Raw genomic sequence first — 20884 nt, 5'->3', positions numbered from 1 at the left:
ACGCGCGATTTTTTCCGAAATGCTCTTGCATTGTCCCGAAGGACGCTTTAGAGGATCGCCCACGCAAGCGGCACCGCCGCACTTGCACGCACCCGTAGCTCAGCTGGATAGAGCACCAGACTACGAATCTGGGGGTCAGGAGTTCGAATCTCTTCGGGTGCGCCATTTCCTTTTTATCAGCCTTAACTCCGCTTGGCTCCCGAAAGGGAACGTCATCTGACGTGTGCCTCTGATACTGTGCGTAGCTGACCAGCAGTTTTTCCCATAGTTCCAGCGGACGAACTTTGCCCAGTGGCAGTTGTCTGCGGAGAGGGAGTTTGCCGTGGCAATTTCAGAATTATTGACGGTCTCCAACCAACATCAATTTCCCTTGCCGGACTTTCAGAACGGCGATGAAATCAGGTTCCCCGGCGCTTTGGTGTCGGCATTGCTTGATCGGTTTACAAAACCAGGAGACGCGGTCTTCGACCCCTTTGTCGGCTTGGGAACGACGTTCTTCGTCTGCGAGCAGAGGGGTAGGCTGCCTTATGGGATAGAAGCCGATCGGCAGCGATATGAATGGGTCAGGGAACGCATCACGGCAAAAGATCATCTCTTCTGCGGTGATAGCGCGCAGCTGGCAGCCTTCGGCCTTCCCGAAATGGATTTTTGCATCACATCGCCGCCATACATGCCCCATTGGCATAAATGGAACCCGCTTTACAACGGCGATCCCGATTATGACGGCTATGACGTTTATCTGAAACGCATGCAGGAAATATACGGCCGGATCTGCCAGCGCATGAGGACGAATGCCTATCTTGTCGTTCAGGCCGACAATCTGACCAACGAACAATTCTCTCCCCTTGTCTGGGATCTCGGACGAGCTTTGTCTGAGGTCATGACGCTCGAGGGGGAAATTATGGTGAATTGGTCTGATGCAGTGGAAAGCGGCAACCGCTTCACCCAATGCCTCGTGTTCAAGAATACAGGCGGATGAAAAGGTCGCCGCGATAGCCGTTACAGTCTGTGCCCCCAAGGCAGCGAAGCGACAAACTATTGCTCGGCTGGGAAGTCTCTTTCATAAGCTTCCCTTTCTTCCTTTCCGATCAAGGATGAGTAATAGCCGCTGCAAACCAGATATGAGCACTCATCCGGGTTGCCCGTTTGCCATCCCGGCTGGCAGAGGACGACCCGACGGAATTTGGCGTTGCAAAGTCCGTGGTTTGCCAAGAGCCGCGGGTCGTTTCCGAAATACGCGCTTATGGCGTCCTCGCGAGTCCATGCGGGAACGACTTTCCAATCAGCGGCGCCGCCCTCAGCGCTCACATTGCCGGTCGCACAGAACGACCAGTTGGAAATCACGACCGGCTGATCGCAGGGAAAGGCCTGGACGGCGCTTCCCAGCAGGATCGAAACCAATGCCAGCAGCCGCTGGCCATAGACCATCGCGCCCTTCTTCCTCATGCCGACCTTTCGCATCCTGCCCTCCACCACGTTCAATTACCTGCCACCGTCTGACGGGATCAGGTGACCTCAAAAATGCCCTAAGATTTTTTTCCTAGTTCATGGAATGTTCTTACGCTAGATTGCTTGCCGTTGCAACCATGGAATGTTGAATTCCGAAGAATATTGTGGCGATTGGCGATGTCGGCGCTTGGGTCGGTCTTTCCCTCCGCATCTGTGAAAAACGAGTTCTTCTGTCGTTTCTCGGAAGGCGGCGCTGGCAGCCAAGCTGAGGGGCTGATAGGGGAGTTCAACCCGCAGGACAAAAGCCGCCCCAGTGCCGGAAGCCGCCGGCTCGCGCCTCTCGGTGGAGGCATCAAGCCCAACAGCGTCCAAATGCCTGGCCCTACTCCTTGATCGGGATTCCGGCTTCGATCGCAGCCTCGATGAAGGCCTGCCGCGCCTCTTCCCGGTTTCGTTTGCCCGACATGACATCCGCGCAAACCGCGCAAGCCCGATCGAGCGCCGGACCCTCTTCGGTCGGCCAGTCTTCGACCAACGCCCATGTTGCGGCCTGGGTCGTCTGGATGACCACCCACTGATCCGGGCCTTCAAGGGCTAACGTCACCGGCTTCTTCCAAATGGTTTGCATTGTCTCAGGATCTCCGCTGCGTGCCCTCTGCCGCATCCTCACATAAGGCGGTTTATCCCGCGTGGCGAGACGACGGCTTGAACGAGCTGCTTTTTTCGAGCAAAGCCGATTGCAGGCCTATGCGGCGCCTTTCAAAAATCTTGGGCGAATTCGCACGCCAGCAATGTCTTGCCCGGCAAGGCGTCCCCTTGGCGGGCGACAATCCGGACTTTTCCGGGACCGGCAAGTCCCGGTTCGGGCTGCTGATCGGCTGGAAGCTCGCGCGAATAGCCCTTGGTGGATGTTCCAAGCAGGTCCGAACTCTCCGGCTTCAACCCGTATTTTTTCGCCAGATCGTCAGCGCGTTGGCCTTCGACCAGAATTCCGACCGCATTGCTCGCAAAGAAAACCTCCGTCGACTTGAAGCCGTCGCGGCCGATCTGGCTCGGGATCTTGTAGATCGCCGCACCGAGCGACGAGGTGTCCGGCTTGGCCAGAGCTTCCGCGGCATCATAAATTTCCGTTGCCGATGTCATCGAATAGGGCGGTTTGCACAGGGCGGCATCGAAGAACTTTTCATTGGCCGGCCCGGCCATGAGGTTTTCAGTCTGGAATGTCGCAAAAGCGATGCTGAGCGAGAAGGCAGTGAAGCGAATGAATTGGGCGTTGCGCATGTGTTATTCCCGAATTGGCTTGGTCGCATTCGTCGCGAGTTTCAGATGCTTACGGGATTCGCAGAGGCTGTACCACCTTGAGTTTAGCCCTTGGTCTTTTCGAAGGCGCCGCCAAATGTTTAATTGGAGGTCGCCGTCCGGCTAGGATAGAGCGGCTCCGCTTGTCGAGGCAGAGCGTCACAGTGTTCTTACGACGGCGGGAGAGCCATGATCGCAGCCTATATCGATGAAATCATCATGTTTTGCGCCGGCCTGTGGATGACCTCGGTGGGCCTTGGTTATCTGCCGCTGCCCGGCTACTCGGCCAAACCGCCTCTGGTTCGTCACTTCAAGTGGATGGGCCCCATGCTGCTCGTCATCGCCATCGTTCTGGCCGCCGCGTCATAGGACTGGAGTGAACCAATGAACAATATGTTGGCTTGCCCATCGTGCGGATTGGACGAAACAGAATCGATCGTGCACCTCGGTTCGTACATTCTTCGATGCGCCGCCTGCGGCGAAGCAATCGTCGCGACATCATTCATGGCGATGCTCGACTCGGATCACGCGTTTTCAGCCTTTGCCGATCCGGGGCCTGGAAAACACCTTGCGCCAGAGATGCTCATCGCTCGCGGACCGCTTCGGCAGATATCAACGACAATCAGCGGCGCGGCGTCTAACGGAACGCTGATACGCCTGATCCCTGAACCCAATGATTGAAATCCGACTTGGCGTCGGTTTATGGGTTTAACCCAGCGACAGCCGCGCCGCGCACCAATGCCACACCGCATCGACCGCCCTTCGTGGCGATGACGAGCGTTTGCGGATAAGGAAATAGTCCGGTTCGATCAGCGTCGTCTCATCGATCACCTGCACCAGCCGCCCGGCCTCGAGATCCGCCGCCACGAACGCCCGGCAGGCCAAGGCGACGCCCTGGCCGGCCAGCGCCGCATCCAGCGCCAGCGTGGTGTGGTTGAACACGGCGCCCGGCAGCTTCTCGCGCGATCGCAGCACGAGCGGCCAGGGACTGACCGCGTCATGCAGAAGCGGCAGCTTGCGAAGCTCATCGGCCGTCAGCGGAAGGGGCAGGTGCTTGACCAAGTGCGGGCTGGCGACGGCGACCAGTTGCTGGCGGAACAGCAGCCGCGTTTCCAGCGAGGTCGGAAAAGGCCCGCGGGTCAGTCGCACCGCAATGTCCACCTGATCGCGGTCGAAGTCGGACAGCGCCTCGGTGGCGACCGTTCGCAATTCCACGTCGGGAAGGGCCGCCTTGAACTCGGCGAGACGGGGGATCAGCAGCTTGGCGGCGACCGTCGGTGTGACGCTGATCGTCACGGCGTCCGGCCGGGCGAGAAGCCGCCCGGTCGCCTCACCGAGCGTATCGAAGGCGCGGGTCACATCCGCCAGATAGGTCGTGCCCTGCGAGGTCAGCGCCAGGCCGCGCGGCAGGCGCTGAAACAACATCAGCCCGAGTTGATCTTCGAGCGCGCGCACCTGCTGCGCCACCGCACCCTGAGACACTCCCAGCTCCTCGGCGGCGGCGCGGAAATTCAATCTGCGGCCTGAGACTTCGAAGGCGCGAAGCGCATTCAGCGGCGGCAGCTTGTGGCGGGGCGGGATCATCGGCGCATTCCCAGTAGATTTTCTACAGTCTGGCATGTTTCTTTCTGGCGCGAAACTCGGCCTTATCTCTGGCATAGTGCCAGGCAAATCAATCGTTGGAGGTTCCGATGTCTAAAGAAAAAGTCGCTCTCATCACCGCAGGCGGTTCCGGCATGGGTGCTGCCGCCGCAAAGAAGCTGGCTGCGGACGGCTATCGCATTGCGGTGCTTTCCTCGTCGGGCAAGGGCGAGGCGCTCGCCAAGGAATTGGGCGGTGTCGGCGTCACCGGCTCGAACCTGGTGAATGACGATGTGAAGCGGCTCGTCGACCTGGCGATGGAGAGATGGGGGCGGATCGATGCGCTGGTCAATTCCGCCGGCCACGGCCCGCGCGCGCCGATCCTCGAAATTACCGACGAAGACTGGCACAAGGGCATGGAGGTCTATTTCCTCAGCGCCGTGCGGCCGATCCGGTTGGTCACGCCGATCATGGAGGCCCAGGGCGGCGGCGCCATCGTCAACATCTCGACGGCATGGGCCTTCGAACCGTCGGCGATGTTTCCCACTTCGGCCTTCGCCAGGGCGGGGCTGGCAAGCTTCACCAAGATTTTCGCCGACACCTATGCGGCGAAGAACATCCGCATGAACAACGTCCTGCCCGGCTGGATCGACAGCCTGCCCGCCACCGAGGAGCGGCGCGACAGCGTGCCGATGGGCCGCTACGGCACTGCCGAGGAAATCGCCGCGACCGTTGCCTTCCTGCTCTCCGACGGCGCCGGCTACATCACCGGCCAGAACATCCGCGTCGACGGCGGCATTACCCGTTCCGTCTGAGCCAGGCCATGGAAGCAGATCATGACGCCATCCCGCCGAACCTCGCGGCTATAGACGCTTCCGCATGGCGGGAGCTTGAAACGGCGGCGGCAAGCCCGCAGTCGGGTTTCCGGTTCTTGAACCTCTGCTCCGTGGATTCAGAGGCGAGGCCGCAGGCGCGCATGGTGGTCTTGCGGCGCGCCGACGGTCCATCACGGGTTCTGGAATTTCACACCGATAGCCGCAGCCCGAAATGGCTTGAGCTTTCGGCAAATCCGAATGTCACCATCCTCGGCTTCTCCACGCAGACGCGGCTGCAGTTTCGGCTGCAGGGGATGGTCGAACTGCACGCCGCAGGCAGCGATCTGGCGAACGCCGCCTGGGACAGGCTCTCCACCTGGACGCGGACAACCTACACAGGCGGTCCCCCCGGGGACGAGTGTGCCTCTGATGTCATCGATGAGGCGGTTCTGCCGAAGCCTGCGGATCAAGCCGAGGGAAAACCGCACTTCGGCCTGTTGATCTTTCGTGCTCGGACACTGGACTGGTTCGAGTTGCGCCGGCAGGGCAATCGAAGGGCGCTGTTGACCTATGACGAGACGGGCGCGCTTGCAGCCTGTCGATGGGTCAATCCATGATATGGGATAGGCCATGACATGGGGTGGCGCACCCTCATGGGCGCAGCCGGACGACGATCGAAGCGCCCGGAGCCCTCAACTGTTCGGCCATCGCCTCCAGATCTTCCCCATCCGTTCCCGCCAGAACAATGCGGCCATCCATGATCGGCTCCCGCATCCAGGGTTCCATGACGACCTTGTCGTTGACCAGCAACTGCGTTTGCCGCCCCAATGCGGCTTGCGTGAAATCGCGGAATTTGGCGGTGCTCTCAGGAGTGAGCACGATATTCAGCCCCCGGTCGTAAGACACGGGGGACCGGCCGACCTCGGCGCTCTTCACCTCGAGCGAGACAGGCGCGATCGCCTCGGCCCCGTCATTGCCCGTCGCTACCGCCGTCTCCTGCGATGCCGGCGGTGAAGGCGGCGTGGAAAGCTCATCGAGGATGCCCGGCCCGGCCTTTTCAGATGGCAGCGGCTCGACATGCAGATCGGGCGTCTGCAAGACCTTGGCCGTCAGCACGGCGGGGAGCGGCAAGCGTGCCGGCATATCGTCTCGCAATATGTGAGTGTAGGTGCTGAGCGTGAACCCACCGGTCGTCACGCTGACGATCTCGGTGGCTTCGACCGCCGAGCCATCGTCCAGCGACACGACGAATTTGGCGTTTCGGGTCTTGCCGGCACGTTGGATGGACGCCATCTGATCGGCGGTAAGGTTCTTTACCCGCTCGGGAAAGGCCGCCATCATCTTTGCGATCGCCGGCTCCTGCGACTGGCTGAATGCCGCTGGATCGACGTCCTCCGACAGGGAAAGGGTCGCCATGCGCGCGGCCGCGTCGGTGGACTCAAGTGTCCAGGTCGACGTCACGGGAACATCGACGCCGCCATAATCCTCGGTCCGCGACGCTGCCGCGGCCTGGCCTATCTGCATGACCTGATCCTGATAGAATTGCCCTGTCGCAAGCAGCTGCGCCTCCGGCGCCAAGGCGGTGACGATCAGCAGCGGGTTTTGCTCTATCTTGCCGATGATGCCATTGGCCGCGTTCCCTGGGACCCCGTTCTCCGCGGGCGCGGCGGCCCCGCCCGGTCCGTTGGCGGCCATCTCCCGCATATGCGCCAGGATCCGATCGACGCCGAACAGATTGCTGGGAAAGCCGTTCAAATCAGTTTCAAGGTCGAGCGTGCTGGTGCCATAGGCCGCCAGGGAATTCTGATAGAGCAGGTTCATCTGATAGCTGTCGGCGGGGCCGGCGGTGTCTTCCGGCAGCGCCGCGTTGAGGGACCAGCGGGCCCGCATGCCGTTTTCATCCCGCGATAGAACCGTCATGCGTGGGTGAAATGCGCCGCGCGCCGTGACCGAGGCGCCTGGCTTGTCGAACCAGAACGACATGTCGCTTTCAGTCGCCTTTTGAACGCTGTAGCCATGCTCGACGCCGGTCGCCGGCGCATAACCGGTGATCGTGACGCCATCCTCGGACCATGCCGGACCGGAGAGCGCGGCGCAGACATAAAACCAGACAAGTCTTTTCCAGTGCGGCGATTTCATGCTGGCTGGCCCCTGACATTCCTGCCGAGATCCTAGCAGGAAGGCCTCGGTGACATAAGATCAAAACTAAGAATATTTTCCTAGCCTGTGGATCGTGCTTGCGATAGGTTGCACGCAATTGCAACCATGGAATGCTGAATGTCGAGCAAATTTTTTCCCGTTGGCGAAATGATCGTCCGGACGCGCTTCGGCCGCCGCCTGCAGAATTCCCGGCCTCGCAAGGTGGGCGTCTTGTCGAAGGATCGGCCGGCAACGAGGGCGAGGGGCTGATGGTGGAATTCAACCCGCGCGACAAAAGCCGAACCAATGCCGGGAAGACGCGGGCGATGGTGCGCAAGCATACCGCTCCGCCAGGCGGGAGCGATGACGGCAGCCTTCGCTGGCAATGGCTGACGATCCAGTTGCTGGAATCGCCGGCATTCACGACATTGAGCGCCAATGCCTGCCGCGCCTTCTTCCGCATCGTCATCGAACACACCGCCCATGCCGCCTGGGAAAACGGCAAGCTTGTCGTGACCCATCCCCAGTTCGTGTCCTACGGCGTCACCGGCGAATATGTCGCCGATGCGCTTGATGAACTGGCATATAAGGGGCTGATCAAAGTTCGCCGCGGCCGGGCAGGCAGCGGGGTGGCGCATCCCAACCGGTTCACGCTGACATTCGTCGGCGATCATGAAGGCGCGCCGGCCACCGACGAGTGGAAACAATGCACGGTGGAAAGGTGCCGGAAATGGTCGGAGACCGACCGCAAGCTTGCCGCCGACAAACGCGGGCGCGTCGGCCGGAAGAAAAAAACGCCACTTCGGAATCCCGAAATCCCACCGCTTCGGGATTCCGAAATCCGCCGCGCTTCGTGAGCTGTGACCCTCAGGAAAGAGTGAAGGATTTCAATGCCGCAGCCAATTTCGGGATTCCGAAGTGCTATATAGAGTTTGGTGGGAGTGATTTAACGCAGGCACTTCGCCACGATCAGAAACTCCGTCTCCCGCCCGCCGATCCTTCCGGCCGAAACTGTGCGAAGCAGAAGGCCGAAAGCCTCATAAAGCCAATAAAGCGGGGGAATCCGGTCCTTGAGCGCATGCACCTGCGTGGACACATATTCGCCGACGAAGACGATATCCATGCCGAGCTCCTTCAATGTCCCGGCAATCTCCGAATGCGATGCCTCCGCGGCGTGCTCGACGCGAAAGGGGGCATAACCCGGCTTTCCCGCATTTTTCTGCCGCAGCACATAGCGATAGAACAGGACGTGGGTCCACCAGGGCGTGAGGTCGGTGAAGATCCCTTTGGCCGAGCTCAGGATCGGGCCCTTGACGAACACCAGGCCGCCGGGAGACAGGGTGTCATGGGCTCTGAGCAAGGCGGCCCGCGGGCTTTCCAGATGCTCGAGGACGTCCCAGAAGACACAGGCGTCGAAGTGGCGATCTCCGTAGTCTATGGTTTGCGCATCGCCAAGGATCCGCTCGGAAGCGTCCCGGTTCTTCTCGAGCTGCTCCTTCGAGATATCGAGGACCGTATATCTCGCTCCCTGCAATGGGATATGCGTGCGGGAGCCGCCGCCAACTTCGAGAATGTCAGTGCTGATCTTGTTGGAAAACGCCGATTGCGCATGCGACAGCGCGTCGTTTACCCAAGGCGAAGCCATAATCTTCCTCCCCCGGAGAGATTAGCGTCTGTGACCATAAGTAAGCATTAATATAATATTTAAGCAATATTTAAACATTCGACGTCGGTTTGCCTTGTCCCGAACTGTCCCTCCGAGAGCCGCACGCCAATCGGCAGAGCATCTGCGGGATTTTGGACCCCGTCATGTCCACGGCTCACTCGATCTGAGCCATCGCCGATGCAAGAGCGAAGCCAAGAACGGTCTCCGCAGATTGTTGGTTGGACATAGCGCGTGCAGCGGAAACGGAACCGATCATCAATGCGATGATATTCCACGCCTTCCGTTCGCGTTCGCGGGTGTCGCCTTCCACAACTTCGGCGATTTTCGCAACAAGGAAATTGATCCGTTCCGTATAGGCGACGCGGACATCGTGGCTCGCACGGGCCACATCCACGCTCAGGGCGGGCATTACACATCCCGTGTCCGGACTGTCTCGATGATCAACGCTGAAATACAACGCCATCCATTCTTTCAGCTTCTGTCGACGCTCCAGGACCGTTCCCTGCGAGGCGACAAATGGTTCTCCGAGAGAAGTCTCAATGACCTCCTGCAGCAGTGCCTCCTTATTGGGAAAATTTGAGTAGAACGCACCTGATGTCACACCTGCGGCAGACGCAAGTCCGTCGACTCCGATCCCGTTGAATCCCTTGCGTCGAAGAGCTTTTGCTCCAGCCTCCACCATCGCGGCCCGTGCTTTCGCCTTCTGGTCGGGTGGGTATCTCATTGCTTGCTCCAATCACATCTTGACATGCTGCACGCTGATAGCATAACGATCGTTATATCACGATCGTTATCTTAAGCCAACATCCGTTGGCGCCGACGTGTTTTGAAAGAGGCCATGCCGATGACGACCTTTGCTACTGCCGAAACCAAGGACGCTGATGTAAATGGAACGAAGTTCGTTTACCGCACGCTTGGCCCGAAGGACGGTGTGCCCGTTCTTTTCCTGCATCATCTGACTGGCGTGATGGATGACTGGGACCCCCGGTTGATTGACGGAATTGCAGCCAGCCACCCGGTTATTCTTTTCGACAACCGCGGCCTGGGTGGGACTGACGGCATTGCACCGGCAACTGTTGACGAGATGGCGGTGGACGCGGTTGCCTTTGTGAATGCGTTAGGGATTGAAAAGGTTGACCTCTTCGGCTTTTCGCTTGGAGGTTTCGTTGCGCAGGCCTTCGTCCAACGCGAGCCGGGGCTCGTTCGTAAGATCATTCTTGCCGGAACGGGGCCGGCCGGAGGCGAGGGCATCTCGGGTGTCGGGGCCCTGATCCAAAATGCATTTCAGAAGGCTGGAGCTACCGGGAAACATCCGAAGCACTTTCTGTTCTTCACAGAAACAGCCGAAGGGCAGGCAGCCGGCGACGAATTCTTGTCGCGCCTGGAAGAGCGCACGGAGAATCGGGATGCACCCGCCCGGGATGAGACGATCGGCGCACAGATCGCCGCCATCGACAATTGGGGCGGGAGTGAAGCAACCGATCTGAGCACCGTCGAACATCCGGTTTTCGTCGCAAACGGAGACGAGGATATCATGGTGCCCACGGTAAATTCCTTCGATCTCGCGAAGCGCCTGCCCAATGCCCGCCTGAGCATTTTCCCGAGCACGGGTCACGGCGGAATCTTCCAGCACCACAAGTTGTTCGTGCAGCAAGCTCTCGAGTTTCTTCGCTAACGCGCCCGCGTCGGTAAAACAAAAGTAAGGTGCGAAATGATCAAGCGCTTAATATTATCCGCGATGCTCCTCTCGGCGACCGTCATCGGCAGCGTCGCTTCCGCCCAACCCGTTCTAGCCTCTGACTACACTACGACCGAAAACAAATATGTCGAAGTCGGTGGTACGCGCTACGCCTATCGAACGATCGGCAACCGCGGTGCCAAGCCACCCCTTGTTCTCTTCCAGCACTTTACCGGCACCATGGATGATTGGGACCGACGAACTGTAGAAGGTCTGGCGAAGGGGCGGGAGCTCATCATATTCGACAATGCGGGCGTCGGAGCGTCCGAAGGACAATCTCCGGACAGTGTGGCGGGCATGGCCGAGATCGCTGTGCAACTGATAGAGGCCCTAAAGCTGCAGAAGGTCGACGCACTCGGCTTTTCTCTCGGGGGCTCCATAGTTCAACAGCTTCTGATAGAAAAGCCATCACTGATCAGAAAGGCAGTCCTGGTCGGTTCGGCACCACAAGGTTCGGCAGGCTTCAGGCAGCTTCCCAAGGTGATTGCAACGGCAATCAAAACCAGCGGGGAGACCGGACGTCCGCTACGTGCCCTTCTGTTCTTCACCGACACTGAACTGGGTAGGGCAGAAGCCGACGAGTACTTGAAGAACATCAACAACCACTCAGTTGACCCCGAGGCTCCAGCGTCTGAACAGACCATGGGCGCGCAAGCCAAAGCTCTCGTTACCTGGGGCAGCATGCCGGAGAACTCCGAGCAGCTTGCGCAAATCAAACAACCTGTGCTGATCGTGAACGGAAGCAAGGATCTCATTGCCCCGACGCTTGAGTCCGTTACGCTGTTTCAGCGCATCCCGAACGCTCAGCTTAGCCTGTATCCAGACTCCGGTCACGGGTCGCTGTTTCAGCACGACACGCTCTTCGTCTCGCAAGTGGATACGTTTCTTGACGGACCGAACTAAGCCTGCTTGCGGAGCGCCAGGCCAATATGTCGGCAGTGGCATTGTCCGGTGGGCGGCCTGAAGCCGCCCACCCATTTCCTCTGCGATTGAAGAGCCCTGGTGCGAACCACTCGGCACTCGTCTGGTGAGACCAGGGCGCGGGATAGCGAATGCGGTCCTTACAGACTTTGCCCTTCCAGGCCCTGTTCTCTTGCGCCTCCCACGCGCCGCCTCCCACGCGCCGCCTCCCACGCGCCGCCTCCCACGCGCCGCCTCCTTGAGCGTGCCCCTCCGTCGGCGGGTAGCCGGCCAACAAGCGACCAACAGGCACACAGGCCGTATGGCCACGAAATACGGAGAATCGAGAATGAAGAACGAGCCGATCATCGCGCGTCGCGATCTCATCAAGGCGACCGCAACGATAGCTGCCATTGTCCCCGTGACCACAGCGGCCACGTCTGTCCTCGGTGCAGAGCGGACCCAGCAAACTCAACCCACGCAATCGACTGCGGCCGTGCAGCCGGCACAAGCTACGACGCTGGTGGAGGTGCGCCTTGGCTCTGGCGCCAAATTAACCATCGAACGCCGCGGCCAAGTGGCCTTGTTCGGCCTCAATCGCCCCGCCATCGAAAATCGGGTCGATCCGGAAACCTTTCAGGCATTGGCGAGAGCCCTTTATGATTATGACCACGATCCGTCGTTGCGAGCAGCGATCTTGTTTGGCCACGGCGAGCGGTTTTCACGCGGCATCGACGTGGAAGCATACAGAGCCGTCGCGAACGGCGAGGGCCCCCTCGCCGGCCTGACCCACGTCATCAATCCTCTCAACTACGGCCCAACACAGCGCAAGAAGCCGCTGATTGCCGCCGTTCACGGTGATACCTGGAATTTAGCCCACGAATTGTTCCTCTCGGCGGATATCCGGGTCGCCGCAGCCGAAACCAATTTCGGTCAGGACGAAAACGCGCATGGTCGCTTCCCTGGTGGCGGCTCGACCGTACGCTTCGTCCGTGAAGCTGGCTGGGGCAATGCGATGCGATACATGCTCAGTGGAGATCATTGGACCGCCGAAGAGGCGTACCGGATGGGCACCCTGCAGGAGATGGTCAAGACGCCCCAAGGTGCCCTCGATCGCGCGATTGAGATCGCCACCAATATTGCAGCCAATGCGCCGCTCGGCGTGGCGGCGACTCTGACTTCAGCGCATTTGGCCGTTGATTCTGGTGATGCCGAGGCGTTCTCGCAGCTCGGCGCTCAGTATGCTGCACTCTATCGTACCAAGGACTTCATCGAAGGCCTGGCCGCGCAATCGGAAGGTCGTCCCCCTGTCTTTCATGGTAACTGAACCGAAAGCGAACTACATCCGCGCTGTCCACGGCTGGTCTGAGAATACGGACGAGGACATGCGCACGGTAGGAGAAGCTGGCACCGGAGGGGATGGCCAGGACAACCTCTCTCCGATGCTCGCCCTTCTCCTGGGTAATAATCCAATCGATCTCGATCTTGCCCCCGTGTACCAGATCAACGATCTTCGGCTCGATCGGTGCTGCCGGCGCCGCCGAGGCGGTGCCGGCAGATGGGGACGGAAGATAGACTCGGGGGCTAGTTCATATTGTTGAAAGCAGCGGGAGCGAGTCATTTAGCAAACAGCTCGCCGCAAATATCGCTCGCTCACAGCCTACGAAAAGTTGCCCGGTCAAGATTCAACATCGGCTTCCGAAGCTGAAAGCGAACGTCCATCGGCCAGGTGAGGCATTATTCCGTATACATCGGCGGCTGCGGCGATGCCCCGCAGAGTGAACGTTCCTACTTTCTCGAAGACGTCCTCGAAATGGTTTGCGAAGCTCTCTGAGACCAAAAGTCTTCGCCCTACCGCGTCACACAGTCTCTCGATCCGTGCGGCTTCGTTAACGGCTTTCCCGATGGCTGTGAAATCGAGACGTCGAGGCGATCCAACGTTTCCATAAAAGATTTCACCCACATGCAAAACCACATCGACCAAGAGCTCCGGGCCGCCTGCTGCCAATCGCCTCCGGTTGAGATTGTCGTTGGCGGTATGGGCCATCTGAGCCGCGACAAAGGCCTTTTTACACGCGTTTGCCGGCATATCGAGATCGGCCGGGAAAATGGATAGGACGCTGTCGCCCATAAATTTTAATATCTCGCCGCCATTAGCTTCGACGGCACCGCCTATTGCCTCGAAGTGTTCGTTAAGCCATGCCACGATCCGGTTGGCACCGTAGACCTCGCTCAATGCGGAAAAGTTCTTGAGGTCAGCCAGGAGAATTGCGGCGTAGATAGCAGTGCCCTCACCGCGCGCGGTCTGACCGCTCAAAATCCTGCCACTCGTTCGTGGACCCGTATAGACAGCAAGCATTTCTGTAGCGGTTCGGGTTGCAGCAATGCGGTAACATGCCAGACCCAACGCGGGTAAAAACATATCGAGGTCGTCGATCTGCTTTTGTGAGAACCCCTGGGGACCGTCTGCTGCCATCGAAAAACCCATGCCAACGAGCACCGCCTCGCCGGGGAATGAGATCAATTTCAGCACGTAGTCGGTTGCACCTTGTTCACGCAACTCGGAAAGAATTGGGTAAGGGTGCTTATCTGCACCCTCGGATAGCTTCCACCGAGCGAATTGGAGTTCATTCGAAAGCAAATAAAAGACGGGGGACCGTTCAAACGACTCTTGGCCGGCAGTTCCATGAGTTGTTATTTCGGTGGAAACACCTGTGGACGATGACCACGATATAGAAAATCCGCGTTGCGTTGGATCAAGTGACGGCATCAAAATCGACAGGCGCATAACGGGATATCCGAGTGCGACAAGTCGTTTGCTTGAGCCCAGGAGAATTTCCTCGATGCTGCTGCTGCAAATGCCCTTGTCGATGATCCAAGCGGCAAGGCTCCGAAGCTCGTTCATTGATCGCCCTTATCTTGGTGGATCCTGCCGTTCAAGGCGATTTACCGTGCTCGAGTAGGGATACCGCGTCACGCGTCCATTTTCCCCAGTAAATGGCCGCAGCGGTGAGTGCCCCGTATACGAGCGCAGCAAACGCGACGATGCCGTAGAGTGAGACAAGGTCAACACCTAACCATTGGACGGCAGACCATCCTACGAAGGCTGCAATTACCATTCGAACGGTTCCGGCAAGCACCGGCAACAGGACGCTCTTTGCACCTTGGCTGGCGAAATAAAGGGCGAGACCCAGACCGACGGACCCATAGAAAGGCGCTACCGTCTTCAGATATAGGGAACCCTGGTTCAAAACGTCGGGGTCATCACTGAAGATTCTCATCCAGACCGCCGGCCAAAGCGCCCCAATAATGCCAATTATCCCCGAAAATCCGAACGCGAGAAAAGCGCCGATCCATGCGATACGGCGAGCCCGCTCGATTTGGTTGGCGCCGATGTTGAGGCCTACCATCGTTACTATCGCAGTCCCGAGCCCGAAGATCACAGGAATTTGGAGGTAGTCGAGACGGGAGGCAATGCCGTAACCGGCCAATGCGTCAACTCCAAAATGGCCAACGGCGGCGGTGACGAAGGTTACGGTCAAATTGACCTGGACGGTTCCAATCGCGGAGAGCAGGCCTACGCCGAGTATCTCGCCGAACAGTCGTCGTTCCAGAGGAACAACCTTCAATTTCAGAAATGTGTTTGGCGATCTTAGATACAATACAAGGGCTACAGCTGCGATCAAATAATAGACCACGATGGCAAGCCCGCCACCGGCTATACCAAGTATCGGGAAGGGGCCCCAGCCAAATATAAGGGCTGGAGACAGAGGAAGAAGCACAATCGTCCCCCCAAAAATCACCAAGGCCGGGATTCTTGGATTGCCCGCTCCACGCAAAGCGGATGAGAGGAGCGCTGTGATCCAGATCGGAACGGAGCCCGAAAATACCACGGATGAGTAGGTGACCGCCGCAGTGAGCGTTTGGCCTTCCCCTCCCATGGATCGGAAAAGGGTCGATCCAAATAGAAGCGCAAGCGCAGTAAAAATCCCCCCAAGAGCACAGGCAAGGACGATAGAATGCCAAACCAGCGCGTCGGCATCTCCTCGACGACCTGCCCCTAGAGCGCGTGCAATGGCTGCAGCCGTCCCGCCTCCGATCCCACCGTTCGACATCATTTGCATGAGCATCAGTATCGGGAAGACCAAACTGACACCGGCAAGTGCGTCAGTGCCCAGGAAACTAATGAAATAGGTCTCTGCCACGCCCACGAGTGTCTGGATCACGAGGACTAGGATCGTTGGTGTTGCAAGACTGAGAATGGTTGGGATGATTGGGCCATCCAGCACGCCAAGTCGAACCTCTTGCTGCTGGACCGGAATTATGTTCGAAGAAGAGGGACGATTCATGGCTAGGCCCCGCGAATAGCGTTCGCAACTGGACCTACTTAGAGGTCTTTTGTCATCTAAGTCAACATTAGATTTCGTTCGAAATCTAAAAGCGCAGTCCATAGAATTCCAGTTGATATGCGACCCCTAAAAAAGAGGCCGCGCTCAGAGCCCGACATCAGCAATTGATCCGGTGGTCGATCCAGGAAATTCGCCGGATCGCAAACCCGCCTTGTACGACGGCGAATTGAACCTTCATGCGTCACACGGTCGTTTTGGCGACGGGCACACCAAGCCGCAGCAAGGCAGCACACCTCAAATCAAAAATGCAGCTGTAATTCTAGTTTCGCGCAACCTTGCTGATGTACCCGCAGGTCTGATGATCTCAGAGGCGCTGCGGCCGGAGGAATGCATGATGGTGGGAATTTTTCGGGCCCTGGCAGTCCTGACGATGATGACGGCGCTTGCCGGCTGCATCGACCATGCCAATGATCCGGTGCTCCTGGCAATCGGCGTGCCGGTCAATCCGCCTGCTGTTGCGCATGGCATTTGCATGACTGACGGCAACGCCATGTATCGTGAGGCGAGGAGACGGTATGAGCTGCGCGCCCAGCTGACGGGCTATGCCGGGGCCGACGAGCTGGAGGCGGAAACGATAGCGCGCGCCGCGGCCCACCGGCAATATGTCGCCTGCCTCTCCGGCCAGGGCTACCGGACATTATACGCGAATTGAGAACAGAGAATTCGTAATTCCGCCCGAGCGCCGCTTGAGCCCTTCCGCCGATCGCGACTTTTCACGTTTTTCGGCGATTTTCTCACGCCGGATCGCCTGCAATCACGAGTTTTGGAAGTTGCATGTGAACGGGGAACTCCGCCGTTGGGAAAGGCATTTTCATCAGGTAAATCCACGAAGGAGGGTTTATCATGAAGATGCCCAGACTTACCTCTTCCACCACAGCGCTCGGCGCCTTTCTCGCCCTCGCTTCGATTGCTCCAGTGCAGGCGGCCCCCGTCCAGGCGGTCCGACCGCCCGATGTCCAAGTCGTAAAAATGATGCAATATAAACCACATGCCGGGTCCTGGCATGGCTATCAGGGCTTCCGCACCGAACGCCCCGGCACCCGCCGCCATTCCGACGGCTACTGGTATCCGCTTGCCGCCTTCGGCGTCGAGCCCGGCACCACGGGCTCCATCGTCCGCCAGCCGGTGAACAGACCGGCGGCCCCGGAAATGTGCAACCCCACGTTTTCGGGATCGATCGGTCCCGGCAGCATGCCCTGCGATAACGGCTATTGAGCCGGCAAATGAAAGAGGCGGCGACGAGCCGCCTTTTTCTCGGTCATGGGGCCGCTCATATATCCGTGACCTCCGCTTTGGCGCCGTGGATTGTGACAGATCGCCTTCCTAACTCCGGGGCGTAAAGTCCCTGAATCCTCCCAAGGAGACGATTATGACCACCACCTTCAAGACCGGCCTGACCGCCGCGGCCCTCGGTGCGATCCTCGGCCTCGCGGCCTTTCCAGCCGCGGCAGCCCCCTCCCAGTCGAGCGCGACGGAGCACGGCGCAACTGCGCGCCGGGTTGCCCAGGAAACCAAGGTTGAACATGACAGGCGCACGACCGGTTCGATCGGCGAGCGCGCGGACAGCACGCGCTCGACACCTTATATGACGAACCCGAAGAAGCCCCTCAACATGGATTGCAAGCTCGGCTTCAACCCGACGAGCAGCTCCGGCTGCAATTATTGACGAGGCGCTCGGCCGTTCGCAATCGCGAGCGGCCGCGCTGTGACGGTTCGCCTTCGATCCCGCCGATTCATGAACGCGGGAAAGGTCGTCAGCCTCAATGTGCGAGGGTGATGGTCAAGGGGAGAGCCCCTCATCCGCCTGCCGGCACCTTCTCCCCGTAAACGGGGCGAAGGGGATATGCCGCAAGCTCTCCGTCCCTCACCAGCGCCTCGCACGGCACGTTCCCTCGCCCCGTTTACGGGGAGAGGGTCAGGGTGAGGGGCCTGCGGCGCCGAAGGGCGAAAGAAGTTGTCATCTCTGCTTGGCATCGCCTCTTAAATCTCGCATCAAATGCAAAGATGCAATAAGTACAAGCAAACATCGAGTTTCAACCGAAAAATTCGCGTCGATCGCCTGGTCGGGCGGGTGTTTGATGCGCCTGCCTTGGAATTGCCATGCTCGCCGCGATGGTCGCTTTTCATAATCAATCGAATTTCAGACAGGTGGGATAGTCATGACCGCAAAGGCCGCATGCTCCGATTTCCTGCATTTTTTCCGCTCCTGGATCAGCAACCCGCTTCGCGTCGCGGCCATCGCACCGTCGGGCGATTCGCTTGCCAGGATCATGACCAGTGAAATTGCCGCGCTTGACGGGCCGATCATCGAGCTCGGTCCCGGCACCGGCGTCTTCACCCGGGCGCTGCTGGCGCGCGGCGTCAGCGAGGCGGATCTGACCCTGATCGAGTACGGCCCGGAATTCATCACCGCGCTGCAGGCGCGTTTCCCGATGGCGCGCGTGTTGCAGATGGATGCGGCCCAACTCGCCCATGCCGATATTTTCGAGGGTGAGCCGGTCGGCGCCGTTGTCAGCGGCCTGCCGCTTTTGTCCATGTCGCCGCGCAAGATCGCCTCGATCCTGGCCGGCGCCTTCGCCTATATGCGGCCGGGCGGGGCTGTCTATCAATTTACCTATGGGCCGCGCTGCCCGGTGCCGCGGCCGATCCTCGACCGTCTCGGCCTGAAGGCGGTGCGCATCGGCGGCACGGTGCGCAACCTGCCGCCGGCCTCCGTCTACAGGATTTCCCGCCGCAAACCGCTTGAGCTGTCGCGCGAGCGCTTCAGCTATCGTGAGAGCGAAGCCGAACTCGACGATATCGCCGCCTTTTCCAACGAAACCGGCGGCCGAACGATGATGCCGGGCTGAAATGGCTGACAGCAAGCGGACGGCAGCGACGGAAGGCAGGCGGCAACGCAAGCGGCGGCAGACCCGCGAGCGCATCGAGCAGGCGGCTATGACCCTCTTTCTCCAGCGCGGTTTCGAGGCCACGACCATCGAGGACATCACCGAGGCGGCCGACGTCTCCAAGCGCAGTTTCTTCGATTATTTCCCCTCCAAGGAAGAGGTGGTGTTCGCCTGGCAGGATGGCTTCGCCGATCGGCTGATGGCGGCGATCGCCGCAAGACCGGCAGAAGAATCCTCGGTGGCCGTGGTCGAGGCGGCGATCACCGCCACCGTCGTCGCCTCCGTCGACGAACGCGGCCTGGCGCTTGGCGAACTCATCCATCGCACGCCGGCGCTGAAGGCCCGCGACCAGCTGAAATATGCCAGGCTGGAGCAGAAGCTCGCCGAGGCGCTGCTTCTGCGCAAGGGAAATGATCCGCGGGAGCGGTCGCGCATGCGCGTGCTGGCGGCGGTCGTCATCGGCGCGCTGCGCGTCGGGGGCGAACTCTGGCAGCAGCGCCCGCCGGGCGCAGCACCGCAGGATCTCGCCCGTGAGATCTTCGCCGAGCTGTGGACGATCCTGGCGGAATTCGGCGACGCGGCGAAGACCGGGCATTGATGCGTATCGATGAATCCGCGCGCCCTGCGGCATTTTCAGCGCCATCCCTGTCCGGCCCCGCGGCGTCCTCCTATATGTGCAAGCGTCACAACGGCCACATTCTCAACATCCCCATGATGATGAGCGGATCATCACCATGCCCGCATCGCTTTCGGCCAGGCGCCCGCCATGGCAGGTGAACCGGGCGGCACCTGACCGCTCCACCGACTTTAACGATTTCATTGACCAGGAGAGGAAAGATCATGTCCAGTCATAACGCAGCCAAGTCAGGCACCTTCAAGATCGGCGGCGAGATCGCGGTCAACCGCCTCGGTTTCGGCGCCATGCGCGTCACCGGCAAAGGCATCTGGGGCGAGCCCGACGATCACGCCGAATCCATCCGCACGCTGAAACGCCTGCCGGAACTTGGCGTCAACTTCATCGATACCGCCGATTCCTATGGCCCCGATATTTCCGAATGGCTGATCAAGGAGGCACTGCATCCCTATGGCGGCAAATCCGTCATCGCCACCAAGGGCGGCCTGACGCGGCACGGCCCCGATATCTGGTTGCCGGTCGGCCGCCCGGAATATCTGATCCAGCAGGCGCATAAGAGCCTGCGCAATCTCGGGCTCGAACAGATCGACCTCTGGCAGCTGCACCGCATCGATCCGAAGGTGCCGGCCAAGGAGCAATTCGATGCGATCAAATCGCTGCTCGATGCCGGTCTCATCCGCCATGCGGGCTTAAGCGAAGTCTCGGTTGCCGACATCGAGGCGGCCTCGAAACACTTCAAGGTGGCGACCGTCCAGAACCGCTACAATCTCGTCGACCGCACCAGCGAGGATGTGCTCGATTATTGCGCCCAACACAATATCGGCTTCATCCCCTGGTTCCCGCTCGCCGCCGGCGATCTCGCCAAGCCAGGCTCCTTGCTCGATACGATCGCCAAGAAACACAATGCCGCGCCGAGCCAGATCGCGCTCGCCTGGGTGCTGAAGCGCAGCCCCGTCATGCTGCCGATCCCCGGCACCTCCAAGGTCAAGCACCTCGAAGAAAACGTCGCGGCCGTCGATATCACCCTGTCGGACGAGGAATTCTCGGCGCTCGATGCCGAGGGCCGGAAGGTGTTCAAGGCGGCTTGAGCGGGGCGAATTGGTAATCGCTGGTAGTGCTCAGCGCTGCCCCTCACCCTAACCCTCTCCCCGTAAACGGGGCGAGGGGACCTGCCACACGAGACGTTAGCGAGGGACCGAGAGGTCGCGGCATATCCCCTTCTCCCCCGCGCGTGGGGAGAAGGTGCCGGCAGGCGGATGAGGGGCGGGCGGCAACCTCCTCGCAGGCTAAACTTTCCGCACAATTTTGACCACCTGGTCAAACATGCTAAAAAATAAGGCGACTACCTGTTAATTTCAGGGCAAGC

The 20884-nt window shown here is 59.7% G+C and carries 24 protein-coding genes and 1 tRNA gene; 16 read left to right on the top strand and 9 right to left on the bottom strand.

Annotation, left to right across the window (positions count from 1 at the left end; genetic code table 11):
• The first annotated feature begins 88 nt into the window (after positions 1 to 88).
• Both QMO80_RS10645 and QMO80_RS10640 read left to right on the top strand, forming a co-directional pair.
• Positions 89 to 165: transfer RNA gene (locus QMO80_RS10645), tRNA-Arg, on the top strand.
• A 157-nt stretch (positions 166 to 322) separates the two neighbouring features.
• Complete coding sequence (locus QMO80_RS10640; RefSeq protein ID WP_283200010.1) at positions 323 to 979, top strand: DNA methyltransferase; 657 nt, start codon at positions 323 to 325, stop codon at positions 977 to 979.
• A gap of 56 nt (positions 980 to 1035) precedes the next feature.
• On the opposite strand, the gene QMO80_RS10635 is transcribed toward QMO80_RS10640, so the two are convergent.
• The 3 genes from QMO80_RS10635 to QMO80_RS10625 form a co-directional block, all read right to left on the bottom strand.
• Positions 1036 to 1461: a hypothetical protein gene (locus QMO80_RS10635; protein WP_283200009.1), complete on the bottom strand. Its 426-nt coding sequence runs from the start codon at positions 1459 to 1461 to the stop codon at positions 1036 to 1038.
• 370 nt (positions 1462 to 1831) lie between these two features.
• On the bottom strand, positions 1832 to 2077 hold the full coding sequence (locus QMO80_RS10630; RefSeq protein WP_003588894.1) for a DUF982 domain-containing protein: 246 nt from the start codon (positions 2075 to 2077) through the stop codon (positions 1832 to 1834).
• A 131-nt stretch (positions 2078 to 2208) separates the two neighbouring features.
• Entirely contained in the window at positions 2209 to 2730 is a 522-nt protein-coding gene (locus tag QMO80_RS10625) for a hypothetical protein (RefSeq protein ID WP_283200008.1), read from the bottom strand.
• A gap of 207 nt (positions 2731 to 2937) precedes the next feature.
• Here QMO80_RS10625 and QMO80_RS10620 point away from each other — a divergent pair, with 207 nt between their 5' ends.
• Together QMO80_RS10620 and QMO80_RS10615 are read left to right on the top strand one after the other, a co-directional pair.
• Positions 2938 to 3117 carry a hypothetical protein gene (locus QMO80_RS10620; RefSeq protein WP_283200007.1) on the top strand — a complete coding sequence of 60 codons (180 nt, stop codon included), beginning with the start codon at positions 2938 to 2940 and terminating at the stop codon, positions 3115 to 3117.
• 15 nt (positions 3118 to 3132) lie between these two features.
• Positions 3133 to 3429, top strand: coding sequence for a hypothetical protein (locus QMO80_RS10615; protein WP_283200006.1), 297 nt, complete (start codon positions 3133 to 3135; stop codon positions 3427 to 3429).
• A gap of 27 nt (positions 3430 to 3456) precedes the next feature.
• On the opposite strand, the gene QMO80_RS10610 is transcribed toward QMO80_RS10615, so the two are convergent.
• On the bottom strand, positions 3457 to 4332 hold the full coding sequence (locus tag QMO80_RS10610; RefSeq protein WP_283200005.1) for a LysR substrate-binding domain-containing protein: 876 nt from the start codon (positions 4330 to 4332) through the stop codon (positions 3457 to 3459).
• A gap of 107 nt (positions 4333 to 4439) precedes the next feature.
• Here QMO80_RS10610 and QMO80_RS10605 point away from each other — a divergent pair, with 107 nt between their 5' ends.
• Both QMO80_RS10605 and QMO80_RS10600 read left to right on the top strand, forming a co-directional pair.
• The gene (locus QMO80_RS10605) at positions 4440 to 5144 is read left to right on the top strand and encodes an SDR family oxidoreductase (RefSeq protein WP_283200004.1); all 705 of its coding nucleotides are present in this window, start codon (positions 4440 to 4442) and stop codon (positions 5142 to 5144) included.
• A gap of 8 nt (positions 5145 to 5152) precedes the next feature.
• On the top strand, positions 5153 to 5761 hold the full coding sequence (locus tag QMO80_RS10600) for a pyridoxamine 5'-phosphate oxidase family protein (protein ID WP_283200003.1): 609 nt from the start codon (positions 5153 to 5155) through the stop codon (positions 5759 to 5761).
• A gap of 34 nt (positions 5762 to 5795) precedes the next feature.
• Here QMO80_RS10600 and QMO80_RS10595 read toward each other — a convergent pair whose 3' ends face one another.
• Complete coding sequence (locus tag QMO80_RS10595) at positions 5796 to 7283, bottom strand: hypothetical protein (protein WP_283200002.1); 1488 nt, start codon at positions 7281 to 7283, stop codon at positions 5796 to 5798.
• Between the two features lie 269 nt (positions 7284 to 7552).
• Here QMO80_RS10595 and QMO80_RS10590 point away from each other — a divergent pair, with 269 nt between their 5' ends.
• Complete coding sequence (locus QMO80_RS10590; protein WP_283200001.1) at positions 7553 to 8140, top strand: hypothetical protein; 588 nt, start codon at positions 7553 to 7555, stop codon at positions 8138 to 8140.
• Positions 8141 to 8229: 89 nt separating this feature from the next.
• On the opposite strand, the gene QMO80_RS10585 is transcribed toward QMO80_RS10590, so the two are convergent.
• Positions 8230 to 8928 carry a bifunctional 2-polyprenyl-6-hydroxyphenol methylase/3-demethylubiquinol 3-O-methyltransferase UbiG gene (locus tag QMO80_RS10585; protein ID WP_283200000.1) on the bottom strand — a complete coding sequence of 233 codons (699 nt, stop codon included), beginning with the start codon at positions 8926 to 8928 and terminating at the stop codon, positions 8230 to 8232.
• A gap of 175 nt (positions 8929 to 9103) precedes the next feature.
• On the bottom strand, positions 9104 to 9673 hold the full coding sequence (locus QMO80_RS10580; RefSeq protein ID WP_283199999.1) for a TetR/AcrR family transcriptional regulator: 570 nt from the start codon (positions 9671 to 9673) through the stop codon (positions 9104 to 9106).
• A gap of 114 nt (positions 9674 to 9787) precedes the next feature.
• On the opposite strand from QMO80_RS10580, the gene QMO80_RS10575 reads away from it, so the two are divergent.
• From QMO80_RS10575 to QMO80_RS10565, 3 genes are all read left to right on the top strand, one after another.
• Entirely contained in the window at positions 9788 to 10624 is an 837-nt protein-coding gene (locus tag QMO80_RS10575) for an alpha/beta fold hydrolase (RefSeq protein WP_283199998.1), read from the top strand.
• 36 nt (positions 10625 to 10660) lie between these two features.
• Positions 10661 to 11590, top strand: a complete 930-nt coding sequence (locus tag QMO80_RS10570; RefSeq protein WP_283199997.1) for an alpha/beta fold hydrolase — start codon at positions 10661 to 10663, stop codon at positions 11588 to 11590.
• Positions 11591 to 11936: 346 nt separating this feature from the next.
• A complete protein-coding gene (locus QMO80_RS10565; protein ID WP_283199996.1) occupies positions 11937 to 12914 on the top strand; it encodes an enoyl-CoA hydratase-related protein in 978 nt (325 codons plus the stop codon).
• A 351-nt stretch (positions 12915 to 13265) separates the two neighbouring features.
• On the opposite strand, the gene QMO80_RS10560 is transcribed toward QMO80_RS10565, so the two are convergent.
• Together QMO80_RS10560 and QMO80_RS10555 are read right to left on the bottom strand one after the other, a co-directional pair.
• Positions 13266 to 14492, bottom strand: coding sequence for an adenylate/guanylate cyclase domain-containing protein (locus QMO80_RS10560; protein WP_283199995.1), 1227 nt, complete (start codon positions 14490 to 14492; stop codon positions 13266 to 13268).
• A gap of 31 nt (positions 14493 to 14523) precedes the next feature.
• A complete protein-coding gene (locus QMO80_RS10555; protein WP_283199994.1) occupies positions 14524 to 15936 on the bottom strand; it encodes an MATE family efflux transporter in 1413 nt (470 codons plus the stop codon).
• Positions 15937 to 16327: 391 nt separating this feature from the next.
• Here QMO80_RS10555 and QMO80_RS10550 point away from each other — a divergent pair, with 391 nt between their 5' ends.
• From QMO80_RS10550 to QMO80_RS10525, 6 genes are all read left to right on the top strand, one after another.
• Positions 16328 to 16648 (top strand): hypothetical protein, encoded by a 321-nt coding sequence (locus QMO80_RS10550; protein WP_283200166.1) that lies wholly within the window; start codon positions 16328 to 16330, stop codon positions 16646 to 16648.
• A 191-nt stretch (positions 16649 to 16839) separates the two neighbouring features.
• Positions 16840 to 17211, top strand: coding sequence for a cell surface protein (locus QMO80_RS10545; RefSeq protein WP_283199993.1), 372 nt, complete (start codon positions 16840 to 16842; stop codon positions 17209 to 17211).
• 154 nt (positions 17212 to 17365) lie between these two features.
• Complete coding sequence (locus QMO80_RS10540) at positions 17366 to 17662, top strand: hypothetical protein (RefSeq protein WP_283199992.1); 297 nt, start codon at positions 17366 to 17368, stop codon at positions 17660 to 17662.
• Between the two features lie 493 nt (positions 17663 to 18155).
• Complete coding sequence (locus QMO80_RS10535; protein ID WP_283199991.1) at positions 18156 to 18845, top strand: class I SAM-dependent methyltransferase; 690 nt, start codon at positions 18156 to 18158, stop codon at positions 18843 to 18845.
• 1 nt (position 18846) lies between these two features.
• Positions 18847 to 19482: a TetR family transcriptional regulator gene (locus QMO80_RS10530; RefSeq protein WP_283199990.1), complete on the top strand. Its 636-nt coding sequence runs from the start codon at positions 18847 to 18849 to the stop codon at positions 19480 to 19482.
• Between the two features lie 242 nt (positions 19483 to 19724).
• The gene (locus tag QMO80_RS10525; protein ID WP_283199989.1) at positions 19725 to 20606 is read left to right on the top strand and encodes an aldo/keto reductase; all 882 of its coding nucleotides are present in this window, start codon (positions 19725 to 19727) and stop codon (positions 20604 to 20606) included.
• The last annotated feature ends 278 nt before the right edge of the window (positions 20607 to 20884 follow it).

This window comes from Rhizobium sp. BT03 (assembly GCF_030053155.1).
Classification (GTDB): domain Bacteria; phylum Pseudomonadota; class Alphaproteobacteria; order Rhizobiales; family Rhizobiaceae; genus Rhizobium.
Note: the sequence above shows the minus strand (reverse complement) of the source record. Positions and strands in the feature narration are given on the sequence as shown.